This window comes from Streptomyces sp. NPDC031100 (genome assembly GCF_055570785.1).
Genome location: NZ_JBVIGN010000001.1, coordinates 624,372 through 640,758, shown reverse-complemented (window position 1 = coordinate 640,758; position 16,387 = coordinate 624,372). Strand labels below are relative to the sequence as shown.

Annotated in this window: 16 protein-coding genes and 2 pseudogenes; 11 read left to right on the top strand and 7 right to left on the bottom strand. The window is 69.6% G+C overall.

Annotation, left to right across the window (positions count from 1 at the left end):
* Nucleotides 1-8 precede the first annotated feature (8 nt).
* Nucleotides 9-215: a hypothetical protein gene (locus ACZ5DS_RS02955; RefSeq protein WP_468233290.1), complete on the bottom strand. Its 207-nt coding sequence runs from the start codon at nucleotides 213-215 to the stop codon at nucleotides 9-11.
* Nucleotides 212-379, bottom strand: a complete 168-nt coding sequence (locus ACZ5DS_RS02950; RefSeq protein ID WP_468233288.1) for a hypothetical protein — start codon at nucleotides 377-379, stop codon at nucleotides 212-214. The genes ACZ5DS_RS02955 and ACZ5DS_RS02950 overlap by 4 nt, the downstream gene beginning before the upstream one ends.
* A 230-nt stretch (nucleotides 380-609) precedes the next feature.
* Here ACZ5DS_RS02950 and ACZ5DS_RS02945 point away from each other — a divergent pair.
* From ACZ5DS_RS02945 to ACZ5DS_RS02930, 4 genes and pseudogenes are all read left to right on the top strand, one after another.
* A pseudogene (locus tag ACZ5DS_RS02945) lies at nucleotides 610-738 on the top strand (helix-turn-helix transcriptional regulator); the annotation flags it as partial.
* Between the two features lie 141 nt (nucleotides 739-879).
* On the top strand, nucleotides 880-1,887 hold the full coding sequence (locus ACZ5DS_RS02940; RefSeq protein WP_468233870.1) for a hypothetical protein: 1,008 nt from the start codon (nucleotides 880-882) through the stop codon (nucleotides 1,885-1,887).
* Nucleotides 1,880-2,233 (top strand): hypothetical protein, encoded by a 354-nt coding sequence (locus ACZ5DS_RS02935; RefSeq protein WP_468233286.1) that lies wholly within the window; start codon nucleotides 1,880-1,882, stop codon nucleotides 2,231-2,233. The genes ACZ5DS_RS02940 and ACZ5DS_RS02935 overlap by 8 nt, the downstream gene beginning before the upstream one ends.
* Before the next feature lie 175 nt (nucleotides 2,234-2,408).
* On the top strand, nucleotides 2,409-5,792 hold the full coding sequence (locus ACZ5DS_RS02930) for a type ISP restriction/modification enzyme (protein ID WP_468233284.1): 3,384 nt from the start codon (nucleotides 2,409-2,411) through the stop codon (nucleotides 5,790-5,792).
* A gap of 34 nt (nucleotides 5,793-5,826) precedes the next feature.
* Here ACZ5DS_RS02930 and ACZ5DS_RS02925 read toward each other — a convergent pair whose 3' ends face one another.
* Nucleotides 5,827-6,228: a hypothetical protein gene (locus tag ACZ5DS_RS02925; RefSeq protein ID WP_468233283.1), complete on the bottom strand. Its 402-nt coding sequence runs from the start codon at nucleotides 6,226-6,228 to the stop codon at nucleotides 5,827-5,829.
* Between the two features lie 257 nt (nucleotides 6,229-6,485).
* On the opposite strand from ACZ5DS_RS02925, the gene ACZ5DS_RS02920 reads away from it, so the two are divergent.
* Entirely contained in the window at nucleotides 6,486-7,406 is a 921-nt protein-coding gene (locus ACZ5DS_RS02920; RefSeq protein WP_468233281.1) for a tyrosine-protein phosphatase, read from the top strand.
* Nucleotides 7,407-7,424: 18 nt separating this feature from the next.
* Here the strand turns inward: ACZ5DS_RS02920 and ACZ5DS_RS02915 are convergent, their stop codons facing one another.
* The gene (locus ACZ5DS_RS02915) at nucleotides 7,425-7,763 is read right to left on the bottom strand and encodes a MazG-like family protein (RefSeq protein WP_468233279.1); all 339 of its coding nucleotides are present in this window, start codon (nucleotides 7,761-7,763) and stop codon (nucleotides 7,425-7,427) included.
* A 38-nt stretch (nucleotides 7,764-7,801) separates the two neighbouring features.
* A complete protein-coding gene (locus tag ACZ5DS_RS02910; protein WP_468233277.1) occupies nucleotides 7,802-8,347 on the bottom strand; it encodes a DoxX family membrane protein in 546 nt (181 codons plus the stop codon).
* Between the two features lie 171 nt (nucleotides 8,348-8,518).
* On the opposite strand from ACZ5DS_RS02910, the gene ACZ5DS_RS02905 reads away from it, so the two are divergent.
* Both ACZ5DS_RS02905 and ACZ5DS_RS02900 read left to right on the top strand, forming a co-directional pair.
* Nucleotides 8,519-8,845, top strand: a complete 327-nt coding sequence (locus ACZ5DS_RS02905) for a nuclear transport factor 2 family protein (RefSeq protein WP_468233275.1) — start codon at nucleotides 8,519-8,521, stop codon at nucleotides 8,843-8,845.
* Between the two features lie 55 nt (nucleotides 8,846-8,900).
* Nucleotides 8,901-9,884, top strand: a complete 984-nt coding sequence (locus tag ACZ5DS_RS02900) for an aldo/keto reductase (protein ID WP_468233273.1) — start codon at nucleotides 8,901-8,903, stop codon at nucleotides 9,882-9,884.
* Between the two features lie 24 nt (nucleotides 9,885-9,908).
* Here the strand turns inward: ACZ5DS_RS02900 and ACZ5DS_RS02895 are convergent.
* A pseudogene (locus tag ACZ5DS_RS02895) lies at nucleotides 9,909-10,319 on the bottom strand (ABC transporter ATP-binding protein); the annotation flags it as partial.
* 132 nt (nucleotides 10,320-10,451) lie between these two features.
* Here ACZ5DS_RS02895 and ACZ5DS_RS02890 point away from each other — a divergent pair.
* Nucleotides 10,452-11,648 carry a D-alanyl-D-alanine carboxypeptidase family protein gene (locus ACZ5DS_RS02890; RefSeq protein WP_468233271.1) on the top strand — a complete coding sequence of 399 codons (1,197 nt, stop codon included), beginning with the start codon at nucleotides 10,452-10,454 and terminating at the stop codon, nucleotides 11,646-11,648.
* A 315-nt stretch (nucleotides 11,649-11,963) separates the two neighbouring features.
* Here the strand turns inward: ACZ5DS_RS02890 and ACZ5DS_RS02885 are convergent, their stop codons facing one another.
* Nucleotides 11,964-12,722 carry an SDR family oxidoreductase gene (locus ACZ5DS_RS02885; protein WP_468233269.1) on the bottom strand — a complete coding sequence of 253 codons (759 nt, stop codon included), beginning with the start codon at nucleotides 12,720-12,722 and terminating at the stop codon, nucleotides 11,964-11,966.
* A 173-nt stretch (nucleotides 12,723-12,895) separates the two neighbouring features.
* Here ACZ5DS_RS02885 and ACZ5DS_RS02880 point away from each other — a divergent pair, with 173 nt between their 5' ends.
* From ACZ5DS_RS02880 to ACZ5DS_RS02870, 3 genes are read left to right on the top strand one after another with little or no spacing between them, the layout of a single operon-like run.
* Entirely contained in the window at nucleotides 12,896-14,182 is a 1,287-nt protein-coding gene (locus tag ACZ5DS_RS02880; RefSeq protein ID WP_468233267.1) for a multidrug effflux MFS transporter, read from the top strand.
* Nucleotides 14,134-15,309 carry a serine hydrolase domain-containing protein gene (locus ACZ5DS_RS02875; RefSeq protein ID WP_468233265.1) on the top strand — a complete coding sequence of 392 codons (1,176 nt, stop codon included), beginning with the start codon at nucleotides 14,134-14,136 and terminating at the stop codon, nucleotides 15,307-15,309. The genes ACZ5DS_RS02880 and ACZ5DS_RS02875 overlap by 49 nt, the downstream gene beginning before the upstream one ends.
* 46 nt (nucleotides 15,310-15,355) lie before the next feature.
* The gene (locus ACZ5DS_RS02870; protein ID WP_468233263.1) at nucleotides 15,356-16,351 is read left to right on the top strand and encodes a small ribosomal subunit Rsm22 family protein; all 996 of its coding nucleotides are present in this window, start codon (nucleotides 15,356-15,358) and stop codon (nucleotides 16,349-16,351) included.
* Nucleotides 16,352-16,387: the final 36 nt, after the last annotated feature.

The following is a 16,387-nucleotide window of genomic DNA, read 5'->3' as shown; positions in this document are numbered from 1 at the left end:
GCACCGCTTCAGAAGTGAGCAGCCTGGATGTTGTCGGCCGCGGTCGTCCACTCGACCCCGGACGCGGGCCGGATGTGCGCGACCCGGACAGTGCCGTGGCTGTGGAGCTCGTGCGTGACAGCGACGAGCAAACCCTCCCCGCGTGAGGCGATGTCGCGCACGTTCGTGTTCAGGAGCGGGTGCTGCTCGTAGCCGTCGAGCCCGACCGGGTTCACGTCTCCGTCTCCTGCCGGGCCTCGACACGGCGCATGAACTTCTCCCAGCCGCTGGCCGCCCATACCCGCAGAGCCCGGCTCGGTGAACCCGGTTGGGGCTTCGGCGGCGTGTACGTACGGCGGCTGGCACCAGGGTTCCTGCGGGGCAGTTCGAAGGTTGTCACGCGGTCGCTCCTCTCTGATGGGGCAGCAGCTGGCCGCAGCCTGGACGGGACGGGGCGCGGCCCGCTGCCTCGGGGGAGCCGCCCGGAGAGCCCTTCAAACTCCGAGCAGCGTGTGACCAGTGAACGACGATCCGTTACCGTCTCCCAGAGCGGACCCCGCGCGTTGCCCAGGCGTTTTTCGGGCATCGGGTGGTGCGAGTGAGGAAGGTGCTCTTCGTGAGGGGAGACCAATGGCTATAAGGCGTAGGTGCTTTGCCGAGCGGCGGGTGGCAAAGGGTTACTCTCAGGAGGAATTCGCAGAAGCGCTTACGGTGGCCCCGTCCACCGTGGTTCGTTGGGAAACTGGCCGTGTCACCCCACAGCCGCACCAACGGCCCAAGATTGCCAGACTGTTGGGAGTCACCCTCTCCGAGCTGGAAGGGCTTCTCTTCGACGAACAGCCGGCCGAAACCGCCGTGCTTTCTGGCACCCCACCCCTCCTCCACGGTGATGATGACGATATGAAGCGCCGCGATGTCCTGGGCTTGCTCGCCGTCACGGGCGCGCTGGTCACCCTGCCCGGTTCGGACGAGGCCCCCCGAGGACACACAGTGGCGGCGCTCCTGGAGACAGGGGAGGAGCTGCATCGCAGCCTGTGGCAGGTCTTCACCCTCTCGGACTCCAAGTCGACGGTCTTCCCGGCGGTCCGCAAGCAGCTCCATGTCCTGGCGAAGGGCCTGGTCGAGGCGCGTACCACAGCGGACCGGGCCCGGCTGTGCTCGATGACGGCCGACCTCTACCAGCTTGTCGGCGAACTTTTCTTCGACGCCAACCGGTACACCGACGCCGCCCAGTGCTACACGCTGGCTGCTAACGCCGCCCATGCTGGTGGTGACCACGACCTCTGGGCCTGTGCCATGACTCGCCACGCCTACGTCGAGCTGTACGCGCGCCGCGCGCCCGCTGCCCAGCCCCTGCTCGCGGTGGCCTCCCGGATCGCCCGGCGGGGCAACAGCGCACTGTCCACCCGCCACTGGGTCGCCGCTGTCCAGGCCCAGGTGTGCGCGGCCATGGGGGACATCGATGGCTGCGCCCGGGCCCTCGACGAAGCCGAGAAGGTGCACTCCCTCGACGGCCACTCCCACAACGGCGGCTGGCTTCGCTTCGACGGTTCCCGCCTACCAGAGGAACGAGGGGCCTGCTACCTCCAGCTCGGCCGTCCCGACTTCGCGGAAGATGCCCTCACCGCAGCCCTCGCTCAACCACTGTCCCTGCGCCGCCGAGCCGCAGTACTCAGCGACCTTGCCGTCCTCGGTGCCCACCGGGGCGACGTCGATCAGGTCGTGCAGTACGCGGAGGCAGTGCTCGGCCTGGCCGACCGGTCGAACTCGGGATTCATCGGCAAGAAGCTGGACGTACTTCGAGGGCGTCTTGCCTCACTCATGTCCGATGGCCGAGTCTCGAGTCTGGATCACCGAATCGCGGCGCTTTCGCGTACCGCATGGCGAGAGGAACACGTGCATGAGTGACGGTCGGATCTTCCGCGAGGCGTGGATCGCCGGTGTGACCAAGCACTACCCCGGTGAGCCGAAGCCCAGCTATGTCACGCCGTGGGACGAGACGCCCGAGTGGGAGCGTGAGGCTGCCGCCGCCGTGTGCGGACAGGTTCGGGACTTCATCAAGGTCAGCGAAGGGCACGCCACACGGCTCACCCGCGAGCAGAAGGGCCGCTTCGTCGCGATCTGCTGGACCGCCCAGATGTTCAAGCACTTCGAGGAGCCGAAGCCCGGATACGTCGCCGACTGGGCCGACCTCCCGGCCTGGCAGCGGGAGACAGACTCGGACATCTTCGAGCGCATCGAGCAGACTGTCTGAACCATGAGAACGACGAAGCCCCCGTCCGGACCGTGCCGGGCGGGAGCGTCGCCTTACGTAGCCATCGAGGTAGCCACAGAAGCGCCTTTGGGATGGGCACGGTCTCGTTGGGTGAGTCCTGAGTGGGGTCTCATCTCGCTTTGAGGGAAGCCCGGTTGATCGCGCTGCGCCTTTCATGATCGTGGCCACCCTGTCATACTTCCAGCAGGATCATGAGTGCGATGTTGCGGGGGCGCGCGACGTGGTGGAGAGCCAGCGGAAGTGGTTAGCGAAGGCCGTGTCGGTCTTCGGCGCATCGAGCAAGGCGCTGCTCGACGGTCCTGGGTGGCCCGAGTTCGCTATCCGCGCGCCGCTTGAGAAGCTGCTGCAGACCGCAGGCGCCCAGTACAAATTGCAGGACGTTCTGTGGCACGCGGAGACGCCGCTGCCCGACCTTGGAGTGCGCCCCGACTACGCGGTCGAGGTACACGGCGCGATCATCGGCTACGTCGAGATCAAGAGGCCAGGCCAGAGCGTTGACCCGGGCAAGTTCACCGGCCGTAACAAGGAGCAGTGGGACCGCCTGCGTGACCTGCCGAACCTTCTCTATACGAACGGCACCGAATGGCGGCTGTTCCGGCATGGTGCGGCAGTTGGCGACCCCGTCATCTTCGAAGGCGATCTGGATCGAGCCGGCGCAGACTTGAAGGTCGTTTCCGCGGACGCGTTCCACGCCCTGTTGCAGACTTTCCTGCATTGGTATCCCGAGGAGATTCGCCAAGTCTCCGTGCTGGTGCGGCGTATTGCTCCACTATGTCGGCTGCTGCGTGCCGCGGTGCTGGAGCAACTGGAGACTGAGCGGCGCGCGGCAGCCGATGGGGCGCGCCCGCAGGATCTCCGGTTCACGGGCCTAATGGGTGACTGGCGCAAGCTCCTCTTCCCGACGGCCGACGATGCCACATTCGCTGACGGCTACGCCCAGGCCGTTACGTTCGCGCTGCTGCTCGCCCGTACGGAGGATCTGCGCCTGACGGACACCGGGTTGCACGAGATCGGCCGCAAGCTCGATGCAGGGCACGCCTTGATGGGCAAGGCCCTTCAACTGCTGACCGACAACGTCACCGAGAGCTTCGACGTCACACTGGACCTGCTCGTTCGCGTGATTGACGCGGTGCGCTGGGACTCCATCCGCAAGGGTCGACGCGATGCCTATCTGCATCTCTACGAGTCGTTCCTCGAGGTGTACGACGAGAAGCTGCGGCAGAAGAGCGGCTCGTACTACACCCCGCGCGAGGTCGTGGAAGAGATGGTGCGCCTGACCGAGGACGTGCTGCGTTCGCGTTTGGAGCGGCCGCAGGGCTATGCCAGCCAGGACGTGCGCATCGTCGATCCGGCCATGGGGACGGGCACCTACCTCCACGCAATCATTGAGCATGTGGCCGAGTGGACCGGGCAGCATACGGGTCTCGGTGCCGTCCCGGACGCTATCAGCGGTCTCGCGCGCCGCCTGGTCGGTTTCGAACTTCAGATGGGCCCCTTTGCGGTGGCCGAGCTGCGCACTTCCGACCTGTTGAAGCGCCACCGTGCAGAGCAGCCTAGGGAGGGCTTGCAGCTCTACGTCACGGACACGCTGGACAACCCCTACCTGGCAGAGGAGTCTCTGGCCTCCACGTACGGGGTGATATCAGAGTCGCGGAAGCGCGCGAACAAGGTGAAGGCCACCACTCCGGTGACCGTGGTGATCGGGAACCCGCCGTACGACGACAAGGCCAAGGGGCGCGGCGGATGGATCGAGAGCGGAGCCGTAGGGCGTGGTGCGCCGCCGATCGATGATTTCAAGTGGCCGGGCAACGGGCGCTACGAGCACATCCTGAAGAACCTGTACATCTATTTCTGGCGCTGGGCGACGTGGAAGGTCTTCGACGCACACGACGAGGACCAGCACGGCGTGATCTGCTTCATCACGCCCTCCGGATTCGCCAGCGGCCCCGGCGGACGTGGTATGCGGGACTACCTGCGACGTACGTGCGACGAGGGCTGGATCATCGACGTTTCCCCGGAGGGCCACCGCCCGGATGTCTCCACCCGGATCTTCCCGGGCGTTGCCCAGCCGCTGGCGATCTGCATCTTCGTCCGGCGCACTGACCACGATCCGCATAAACCTGCACGTATTCACTACCGCTCGGTCGAGGGCAAGCGAGCCGCCAAGTACCGTCAGCTCAAAGACATCCGCCTGGACGATGGCGGTTGGCAGGATGCGCATTCTGAGGCTGCCCAGCCCTTCCGTCCGGATACGGGCACCGGCTGGGCGGAGTATCCAGAACTGAGCGACCTCTTCCCTTGGGGAAGTCTGGGCATCACGGCCAACCGTTCGTGGGTGAACGGCCCGGATCGGGACATCCTCCAGCGGCGCTGGGCTCACCTGATCTCGGAGCGGAACCCGTCCAAGAAAGCCGAGCTACTCAAGGAGACCCGCGACCGCACTTTGGACAAGAGGACCCAGCCTCTGCCTGGCTGCGCCGAACATACGGTGGTGATAGGCGAAGAAGCAGCGGTGGAGCCCGCGCTGATCAGAATCGGAATGCGCAGCTTCGACCGCCAATGGCTCATCGCCGACAGTCGCGTCATCGACTTTCCGCGCCCAGATCTGTGGGAGTCGCTCCAGCCGGGCCAGCTGTTCCTCAACCAGCAGTCCTCACACGAAATCGACTCGGGACCGGCGGTCGTCGCCACGGCTCTCCTGCCGGACACGCATCACTTCAATGGGCGGGGCGGCAAGGCCATGCCCATCCTGCACCCCGACGGGACTCCCAACGTACCGCCCGGCTTCCTCATCCACCTCGCCACCGAGCTGGGAGTCCCGCAGGTCACCGTGCACGAGCTGGCCGCGTACGCTATGGCGGTCACTGGGCATCCCGGGTTCACCGAGCAATTCACCGGTGAACTGCTCACACCGGGCGTGCGTCTACCACTCACTCGTGATCCGCACCTGTGGAACGAGGCTGTCCGTGTGGGCTCTGAATCGCTCTGGGCCTCGACGTACGGAGAGCGCTACGCCGCACCCGAACTCGGCAGGCCCGCAGGGGACGTGTGCTACCCCCAGGGCGATCCGCGCCGCGTTCGCTACCAAGAGGCCGTGGGGCAGGTGCTCCCCGCGGAGATCAAGTACGCCGAGATGACGGAGACCCTTCACTTGGGCTCCGGGCAGTTTGGTCCCGTGCCGCCCGAGGTCTGGGCGTATGACGTGGGCGATATGCAGATCGTCAAGAAGTGGTTCGGCTACCGCAAGGCCAAGCCCAACAGCAGGAAGACCAGCCCCCTGGACGATGTCCATGCCGAGGCCTGGCTTGCAGAGTGGTCGACGGAGCTCATGGAACTTCTTTCGGTGCTGCGTCGGCTGGTGGAGCTGGAACCGGTTCAACGGGATCTTTTGGAGCGCATCGTGGCCGGTCCCCTGATCACCGAATCCGACCTGGTGAAGGCTGGAATCCTGCCCGTTGGTCCCAAGGCGCGAAAGCCGCGCCGCCGTATGCCCAACCCCAGCTTCGGTGTGGGAGACGAGTCCGACAAACTCATGTGACTCATGGTGAGCCAGCCGAGACGTACGGACGTCGTCAATCCGGCTGCCCAGGCGGATCGTTCGAGGCGAAGTGCACGGCCTGCTCTAGCGACCATGCCCCTTGGGCGACTTGGCGTACGGCATGTGTTTCGCGGGCAAGGGCCGGCGCGTGACGCTCAAGTTCGTCAGCCAAGGTGCACACATCGGTCAGGCGGGCGGCCAGCTGCTCGGCCTCGGACGCGTAGTGCGCTGCTGCGCCGAGTGGGGTGATCGAGAGGCGGCCTTCGTCGGCTGCCACCATCCCTCTCCAGGTGAGCGACCGCACGTCATCCTGTACATCCGCTTCGTCCAGGCCTCGCACGGATACCGGGGTCACCTCCTGGTCGGTGTACGGCATGTCCGCCAAGGCGAGATGGCGCAACAGGCGGCATTCTGAGGCAGAAAGGGACAGATCCACGCGCTAGTTGTAGCAGAGATCGGGGCCTTCCCTGCTAGGAGGGGAGGTTCGGCGTCCGCAAGAACCCTGGACTTCACGGCGTTCTGTTAAGAGGGATGACGCCCAGCTCCGTACGTGAGGGAACCGCGCTCCGGCCCAAGGATGCAGGCTGGGGCGTCCGGCCATCGAAGCTCGGTATGCCGCTCCCCGCGCACCCGTATTCCGCTCTCAAGATCCCAGCGCTAGCTTCGCCCCTCCTCCCAGGAAGGGGCGCTCACATGAGACCCACAGCACGCACCGCCGGCGCAATCGCCCTCACACTGGCCCTCGCCGGCCCCCTCGCCCCCGTCACCGCGCAGGCATTGCCAACGGCCCACGCACGGACGGCCCACGGTCCCCAGTCCCTCTCCACCCAGCGCGTCCTCACCATCCCCGGCACCGTCAACGCCCGCGACACCGGCGGCTACCGCACCTACGACGGCAAGACCACCCGGTGGGGCACGCTCTACCGCTCCGAGAGTCTGGCCAAGATCCCACCGGAGGGTGTCACCGCCCTGGGTGACCTGCAGCTCGGCAGCGTCATCGACCTGCGCACCCCCACCGAGGTGCAGGCCGACGGAACCGACCGGCTCCCGGCAGGCGTCACCTCCGTCCCTCAACCGGTCGACGACACCAGCCTCTTCGCCTTCATCGGGCAGGTCGTCCGCAGCAAGGACCCGGTGTACCAAAACGCGATGCTCGGCGATGGCAAGGCCGAGGAGCGGATGCGCGCCCTCTACCGGGGCTTCGTCACCAACTCCGCCAACCGGGCAGCCCTCGGCGCCGCCATCCGTACCGTCGCGAATTCGACGGAGCCCGTCCTGTTCCACTGTTCGGCGGGCAAGGACCGTACCGGAGTTCTCGCCGACACGATCCTGCGTGCCGTGGGGGTTCCCGCGGCTACCGCCGAGAGCGACTATCTGCTCTCCAACCAACTGCGCGCCGCCTCCGATCAGGCGCTGCGGGACCAGCTCAAGGCAGCCGGTTACCTGCAGAATCCCGACCTGCTCATACCGCTTCAGGAGGTGCGCAGCGACTATCTCGCCGCGTTCCGGGACCAGGCCGTGCACGACTACGGCAGCTTCGGAGCGTTCCTGACCAGCGGTCTCGGTCTCGACGTGTCCACTCTGGCTCGGCTGCGGGGGCGTCTCGTCGGCTGAGCGCCGGGGGGGCTGTGCTCAGGCCGGCGGGGCCAGTGGGCGTTCCCGTACCCCCTTCAGATGCGCTTCGAAGACCTCCCGTGCCTCCGGCGTCAACGTCCGCAACGCCACCAGTGCCGTGATCGCCACGTCACACAGCTCGCCCTGGACGTCCTCCCAGCTGTGGGTGACCCCCTTGCGCGGGTTCTGGCCCGTGGCCCCGATCACCGCCTCGGCCACCTCCCCGACCTCCTCCGACAACTTCAGGATGCGGAGCAGTACGCCCTCCGGGCCGGCGTGCCGGCGGGTTGCCTCCAGGCGGTCCCAGAGTTCGTCGATCGTCGGCCAGAGGTCGGCGGAGGTGTCCGGATCGCTCATGCCCCTCAGCCTGGCATGCCCCGGATCCCCCGGACGGGCTAATCCTCGAACAACACCTCCTGCTGCCCCTCCCGCTGCTCCAGCACCCGCCGATTCCGCGCCCCCACCACCACCGCCGTGACCGCCGCCGTCACTCCCAGCGCCAACGGCACCATCCACCCCCGGTCGAAAACATGCCCGGACGCGTGGTCGAGGGACAGGCGGCCGGGGCCCGCGATGGCCAGGCCGGCCGCGGCCAGGCCCAGGGTCGCTGCGTGTTCGTAGCCACCCTCCTGGGCGAAGAAGCCGTTGGGCTTGTGCACCGCCGAGGCCCCGGTCATCGCGCCGGCCGCTGCCGCGCCCGCTGCCGGGGTCGCGAGGCCCAGTGCCAGCAGTGTGCCGCCGCCCGCCTCGGCCAGGCCCGCGGCGGTTGCGCTCGCTCTGCCGGGCGCGTAGCCGACGGACTCCATGAACTGGCCGGTGCCCTCCAGACCGTGCCCGCCGAACCAGCCGAACAGCTTCTGCGTGCCGTGGGCGGCGAGTAGCCCGCCGGTCCCCAGCCGGAGCAGCAGCAGGCCCAGATCACGTCGGTCGTAGCAGGTCACGGTCACTCCCGTCAGCGCCCAAGAAGTCCATTGCAAGTCCCAAAGTCCATTGCAAATCCCATTGCGAGTCCCGTTGCGAGTCCGTGCCACCGTCGCATCCCTCACACCCGCGGGCCCGTCCTGGCAGGCGTTCGGGTGGCGGGTCCCAGGGAGCGGTGTGAGCCTGGCGCCATGACGATTCAGCCAGCCAAGCTCAGCGATCCTGCCGTCCGGGCCTTCGTCAGCGCCGTCAATGCGCATGACCGCGAGGGCTTCCTGAACCTCCTTGCACCGGGCGCGACGATGTCCGACGACGGCTCCGACCGCGACCTCACCGAGTGGATCGACCGGGAGATCTTCTCCTCCCACGGCCACATGGACGTCGAGAAGGAGTCCCGGGGCGGCCGCGACCTCGTGGCGAGCTACCGCAACGACACCTGGGGCGAGATGCGCACCAAGTGGCACTTCGAAGTCGAGGACGACGGACGGATCTCCCGGTTCGAGACCGGGCAGGCATAGCGAGCCGTACGAGGGCTTGTCTTCGTGTGCGCTTCAACTTCTAGCGTTCTGCCGCATGGAGAGCACCAGCAGGACACTGGGACGCAGCGGTATCGAAGTGAGTGCCCTCGGGTTCGGGTGCTGGGCCATCGGCGGTGAATGGCAGGCCGCCGATGGGCAGCCGCTCGGGTGGGGGAAGGTTGACGACGAGGAGTCCGTGCGGGCCGTTCGGCGCGCGCTCGACCTCGGTGTCACCTTCTTCGACACCGCCGATGTCTACGGCACCGGGCACAGTGAAGAGGTCCTGGGGCGTGCGCTGGGCAAGCGCCGGGACCAGGTCGTCCTCGCCACCAAGTGGGGCAACCTCTTCGACCCGGACACCCGCACCCTCACCGGCACCGACGACACCCCGGAGTACGCCCGCCGCGCGCTGACCGCGTCGCTCAGGCGTCTGGGCACCGATCACGTCGACCTCTACCAGCTGCACCTGTCCGACGCGGACCCGGCTCGGGCGGCCGAACTGCGGGATGTCTGCGAGGAGTTCGTCGAGGAAGGTCTTATACGCGCCTACGCCTGGAGCACCGACGACCCCGCCCGTGCCGCCGTGTTCGCTCAGGGGGAGCACTGTGCTGCCGTACAGCATGCGCTCAACGTGTTGCAGGAAGCGCCGCAACTCATCTCCCTCTGCGAGGAGTTGAACCTCGCCAGCATCAACCGCAGCCCCCTGGCGATGGGTCTGCTCACCGGAAAGCAGCGGGGGGAACTGGAGGCCGGAGACATCCGCAGCAGGCCGCCCGCCTGGCTGCAGGGCTTCGACCGAGGGTCCGGTGCGGACCCGGAGTGGATCGCCCGCGTCGACGCGCTGCGGTCCGTCCTCACCGGCAACGGCCGTACGCTCGCCCAGGGCGCCCTCGCCTGGCTGTGGGCGCGCAGCCCGCGCACCGTACCGATCCCGGGGTTCCGTTCGGTCGCCCAGGCCGAGCAGAACGCGGGCGCGATCGCGAAAGGGCCGCTCACCGCCGAGCAGTTGACCGAGGTCGACCGGATTCTCGGACGGTGAGCGGCCCCGCTCGGGGAAGCGGTGTCACCAGGCGCGCACACTCTGCTCGGTGAGCGTGATCCGGCCCGCCTCGATGGTGGCCAGGCGCGGGGCGCGGCGGGCGATGGAGGAGTCATGGGTGACCATGACGAAGGTCAGCCCGTGCTCCCGCCACAGGCCCTCCAGCAGGGCCATGATGTCGTCGCGGGTGCCCTCGTCGAGGTTGCCGGTGGGCTCGTCGGCCAGCAGCACCTTCGGTCGCTTGACCAGCGCGCGGGTGATGGCGACCCGCTGTTGCTGGCCGCCGGACATCTCGGAGGGGACGTGTGTCAGGCGCTCGCCCAGGCCTACCGAGCGCAGAGCCTGCGCCGCTCGCTCGCGACGCTCGGCGGGCTTGACGCCGAGTGGGACCAGGGCCGTCTCGACGTTTTCCTGGGCGGTGAGCGTCGGGATGAGGTACTGGGTAAAGGATGTGTCAGAGCTGAGAAAGCGGGGTAAGTGATCAAATTTTCATAAGACAGCAAATTCCTCCGCCGCAGAGGGCCTCCTGCGAGGAAACGCCTGTTGGATGCGGTGTACGGTCCCGGGGTGCGTGAATGTTCCCGGCTCAGCCGGCGTGCCGTCCTCGGGTTGACGGCCGCCGCCCTCCCCCTGTCCGCGGCCACCCCCGCCTCCGCCTCCGCCCCGACCGTCGTGGGCGGTGAGCAGCTGGCCCGTACCGGAGTCCAGGTGCGCGGCGCCGGCGGTCTGCCCGAGAAGCTGTCCGCCCGCTCGTGGCTGATCGCCGACTGCGAGAGCGGCGAGGTGCTCGCCGCGTTCAACGCGCACCGGCGCCTGGCACCCGCGTCCACGCTGAAGATGCTGTTCGCGGACACCGTGCTGAAGAGGTTCGGGCGGACCGAGCGGTACAAGGTCACCGACGCGGACCTTGCCGACATCCCGGCCGGCTCCAGCCTCGTCGGCATCAAGCCCGGCATCACCTACACCGTCGAGCAGCTGTGGCAGGGCGTGTTCCTGCGCTCCGGCAACGACGCGGTGCACGTGCTCGCGCACATGAACGGCGGCGTCGCCAAGACCGTCGCCGAGATGCAGGCCAAGGCGACGGACCTGCAGGCCCTGGACACCCATGTGGTCAGCCCCGACGGCTTCGACCACAAGGGGCAGCTCTCCTCGGCGTACGACCTCACGCTGTTCGCCCGGCACGGCCTCAAGGATGACGACTTCCGCGGCTACTGCGGCACGAGGACCGCCGACTTCCCGGCGGGCGGCAAGAAGACCTTCCAGATCCAGAACACCGACCGCCTGCTCACCGGGGCGTGGGGGCTGGACACGTACGAGGGTCTGATCGGCGTGAAGAACGGTTACACCAGCCACGCCGGCAACACCTTCACCGGTGCGGCCACCCGCGGCGGCCGGACCCTGCTGGTCACCGTGATGCATCCCGCCGAGGGCAGCAACGCCGTCTACGAGCAGACCGCCGCGCTGCTCGACTGGGGCTTCGGGCGCGGGCGTTCGGCGCAGGCGGTGGGCACGCTCGTCGAACCGGTCAGCGAGGGCGGGGCGGCCGCGAGCCAGGCGCCCACGCGGAAGACGGCCCGGGCCGCGGCCGGGGCTCCCGGCTCGGCGTCCGGGCACCCCTCGACCTGGCGGCTGGCGGAGGGCGCCGCCGGCACGGTGGCACTGCTGGGAGCGGGGGCGTGGGCGCTGCGGCGGCGCCTCACCCGGACGAGGACGGCCGCGGCGGCACCGGAACCGGAGAGCGGGTCCGGACGGCACCGGCGCTGAGTCACCGAGCCGCGGAAATGCCGCGGCAGCCGTTCCACCGACCGGTGCGCACCTCGCGGTCCCTCGCGAGGTCCACCCCCAACTTCCGGTCCGGTGGAACGGCTGCCGACTCCCCCCTCGGTGTGGCTACGGAACCTCCGTGCTCCAACTGTGAAGCTCTCGTGGAGGAAATTTGAGCATATGCGGCCGACCGGCCGCAATAGTGCGGACGTTGAAACTCCGTTTGTGTAAGTCGGGGCCCTGCGTTCCGCCCTGCGTTCCGTCCCGCGTTCCGCCCCGCGTTCCGTCCCGCGCCCGGCCGCTCCCTCTCTCGCCTCAGCCCCGCCCGATATAGGGCATAGCCGTCGCCAGTACCGTCACGAACTGCACATTCGCCTCCAGCGGCAGCTCGGCCATGTGCCGCACCGTGCGCGCCACGTCGGCCACGTCCATCACCGGTTCCGGGGCGATCTCCCCGTTCGCCTGCAGCGCCCCGGTCTGCATCCGGGCCGTCATGTCGGTGGCCGCGTTGCCGATGTCGATCTGTCCGACCGCGATCCGGTACGGCCGCCCGTCGAGGGACAGCGACTTGGTGAGACCGGTCAACGCGTGCTTGGTCGCGGTGTAGGCGGCCGAGTGCGGGCGGGGTGTGTGGGCGGAGATGGAGCCGTTGTTGATGATCCGGCCGCCCTGCGGGGCCTGTTCCTTCATCCGCCGGTACGCCGCCTGTGCGCACAGGAACGCCCCGTTGAGGTTGGTGTCCACCACGTGCCGCCAGGCGTCGTAGGGCAGCTCCTCGAATGGCACCCCGCCCGGGCCGAACGTCCCCGCGTTGTTGAACAGCAGGTCGATGCGCCCGAACCGCTCCACGGTCGCCGTGAACAGCGCCTCGACGTCCTCCGGTCGCGACACGTCGGTGCGCACGGCGAGCCAGGGCGCCCCGGGCGCCAGTGCCGCCGTCGCCTCCAGCGTCTCGGTGCGCCGGCCGGCCAGCGCCACCGACCAGCCGCCGCGCAGCAGCTCCAGGGCGACGGCCCGCCCGATGCCGGAACCGGCGCCGGTCACCACCGCGATCTTCGATTGCGTGTCAGTCATGGTTCCGCAGCGTAGGCGGGAACTCCGCGATGCGGAATCCGGTGTCCGCCATACGGTTAGCTGGCGCCCCGGTCTCCGTCCCGGCCGCCCCGTCCTCGCTCGTGCGTACCTCGGCAGTGTGTACGAGCTGAGAGCATGGGTGGCGGTTGTTTCACCAAGGGAGGGACGGACGCATGCCCGAGCACGCGGCGACACCGGAGACGGAGCACCAGTCCATAGCCGCATCGCCTTCGGCCGCCACCCGCCGCACCGGCCTGCTCGTCGTCCTCGTCCTCGGCGGCCTCACCGCCACACCCCCGCTCGCGATGGACATGTACCTCCCGTCCCTGCCGGAGGTCACCCGCTCCCTGCACGCCCCCGCCGCCACCGTCCAGCTCACCCTCACCGCGTGCCTGGCCGGCATGGCGCTCGGGCAGCTGGTCGTCGGCCCGATGAGCGACCGCTGGGGCCGCCGCCGACCGCTGCTGGCCGGCCTCGCCGTCTACCTTCTCGCCACCGCCCTGTGCGCGGTGGCGCTGAACGTCGAGACCCTCGTCGCCTTCCGGCTGGCGCAGGGCCTCGCGGGCGCGGCCGGCATCGTCATCGCACGGGCCGTCGTACGCGACCTCTACGACGGCGACGCCATGGCCCGCTTCTTCTCCAATCTGATGCTGATCTCCGGGCTCGCGCCGATCGTGGCGCCGCTGATCGGCGGGCAGGTCCTCAGGGTGACGGACTGGCGGGGCGTGTTCGTCGTCCTCACCGCGGTCGGGGCCGCGCTCGCCGCGCTCGTCTGGCTGCGGCTGCCCGAGACGCTGCCGCCCGCCGACCGCAGCGGCGGGGGAGCGGGTCAGGCCCTGCGCGCGATGCGCGGCCTGCTCGCCGACCTGCCCTTCACCGGCTACATGCTCGTCGGCGGCTTCGCCTTCGCCGCGCTGTTCGCCTACATCAGCGCCTCGCCGTTCGTCGTCCAGGAGATCTACGGCGCCTCCCCGCAGACCTTCAGCCTGCTCTTCGGCCTCAACTCCGTCGGACTGATGATCGCCGGGCAGGTCAACGGCAAGCTGCTGGTGGGCCGGGTCAGCCTGGACAAGGTGCTCGCCGCCGGCCTCGCGGTGATCGTGCTCGCCGCGGCCGCCCTGCTGCTGATGACCACGGGCGCCCTCGGCGAAGTCGGCCTGGCCCCGATCGCCGCCGCCCTGTTCGTCCTCATGTCCGCGATGGGCCTCACCCTGCCCAACGCCCAGACCCTCGCCCTGCTGCGCACCCGGCACGCCGCCGGCTCCGCCTCCGCCCTGCTCGGCACCACCTCCTTCCTCGTCGGGGCGGTCGCCTCCCCGCTCGTCGGCGTCGCCGGGGAGCACACCGCCGTCCCCATGGCGATCGTCCAACTGGCGGGAGCACTGGTGGCGGCGGCCTGCTTCATGGGAATGTGCCGTCCCTGGAACACACGTGCGGGGTCGGAGGGAGACGACAACTGAGCGCACCGAGACTGCGCACCGGCACACCCGAGCGGGCCGGGCTCGACCCCACGGAGCTCGAGCACCTGGCCGCCGAGGTACACGCCCTCACCACCGGAGCCCGTCCCTGGGCCGCCGGTGCCGTCGTCCTGGCCGGACGCGGCCCCGTGATCGCCGTCGCCGAGGCCGCCGGCTGGGCCGTCCGCCATGCCTCCTACGACCCCGAGACCGACACCGGCGTCGAACTGCCGCCCGCCGAGCGGGTCCCGATGACCGTCGACACCCCCTTCGACCTGGCCTCCCTCACCAAGCTGTTCACCTCCGTCGCCGCCGTGCAGCAGATCGAGCGCGGCACCCTCGGCATGGACGCCCGGGTCGGCGCCTACCTGCCCGAGTTCACCGCGGCCGCCGCACACGGCATCACCGTGCGGCAGCTGCTCACCCACACCTCCGGGCTGCGCCCCGAACTCCCGCTGTACGACTGCCCCGACGGCACCGCCCGCCTCGCCCTGCTCCGCGCCGAGGCCCCCTCGTCCGAGCCCGGCCGGTACCTCTACTCGGACCTGAACCTGCTCCTGCTCCAGTTCGTCCTGGAGCGGATCACCGGCCGCCCCCTCGACGTCCTGATCGAGGACGGCATCACCCGCCCGCTCGGGATGACGGCGACCGCCTTCGGACCCTGCCCCGGCGCGGCCGCCACCGAGGACCAGCGGCGGCCCTGGGCCAAGGCGGACCGGGGTATGCTGCGGGGCGCGGTCCACGACGAGAACGCGTGGGGGCTCGGCGGCGTCGCGGGCCACGCGGGCCTCTTCTCCACCGCGCACGACCTCGCGGTCTTCTGCCGCGCCCTGCTCGCGGGCGGCGCGTACGGCCCCGCGCGCATCCTCGGCCCCGACTTCGTGGAGCTCCTGCTGACCCCGCCGGGCCTGGGCTTCGCCGTGGACCAGCCGTGGTTCATGGGCGAGCTGGCGGGCAGGGGAGCGGCGGGCCACACGGGCTTCACGGGCACGTCGCTGGTCCTGGACCCGGCGACGGACACGTTCCTCGTCCTGCTGGCCAACACCGTGCATCCGCGGAGACGGCCGCCGGACAGCAGACCGAGGGCGGCTGCGGCCACGCGTCTGGCGAGAGCGGTGCGGGGAGCCTGAGCCGCGGGTGGCTCCGGCCCTGTCGGGCACCTGAGAGAATCACATGGTGAACGCCCCTGCTGACCCAGCCGACACCCTCCGCGCCTCCCTGGCCGCCCTCCTGGACGGACTTCCGCCCAAACAGGCCGCCGGAGCCGTGGAACGGCTGATCGCCAACTACCGCGGGGCCACCCCCACCGACGCCCCGATCCTCCGCGACCGCGCCGACGTCGCCGCCTACGCCGCCTACCGGATGCCGGCCACCTTCGAGGCCGTCCACTCGGCCCTGGAGGCGTTCGCAGCGGCCGTACCCGACTGGACCCCCGGCAGCCACGTCGACGTCGGTGGCGGTACCGGCGCCGCCACCTGGGCCGTCACCGCAACCTGGCCCGGCGAGCGCAATGTCACCGTGCTCGACTGGGCCGAGCCCGCGCTCGCTCTCGGCCGGGAGATCGCCGCCGCCAACCCGGCACTGCGGGGCGCCCGCTGGCAGCGGGCCCGGATCGGCAGCGCGCTCACCCTCGACAGTGCCGACCTCGTCACGGTGTCGTACGTCCTCAACGAACTCGCCGAGGCCGACCGCACGGCCCTCGTCGACGCGGCCGCGGCCGCCGCGCAGTCCGTCGTGATCGTGGAGGCCGGCACCCCCGCCGGCTACGCCCGGGTCATCGAGGCCCGCGACCGCCTGATCCGCGCCGGATTCCGCATCGCCGCACCCTGCCCGCACAGCGCCGCCTGCCCCATCGTCCCGGGCACGGACTGGTGCCACTTCTCCGCCCGGGTCAGCCGCTCCTCCCTGCACCGCCAGGTCAAGGGCGGCTCCCTGGCCTACGAGGACGAGAAGTTCAGCTACGTCGCCGCCACCCGGCTGCCCGCCGAGCCGGCCCCCGCCCGGGTGGTCCGGCGCCCGCAGATCCGCAAGGGCCAGGTCCTGCTCGACCTGTGCGAGGCCGACGAGCAGCTGCGCCGCACGACGGTCACCAAGCGCCACGGCGAGCTGTACAAGGCGGCCCGGGACGCGGCTTGGGGCGACGCCTGGCCACCGGCGACGGACGGGGCGTAGCTCCCCCGGGGGCGGACGAGGCGAGGCGCGGGCTCC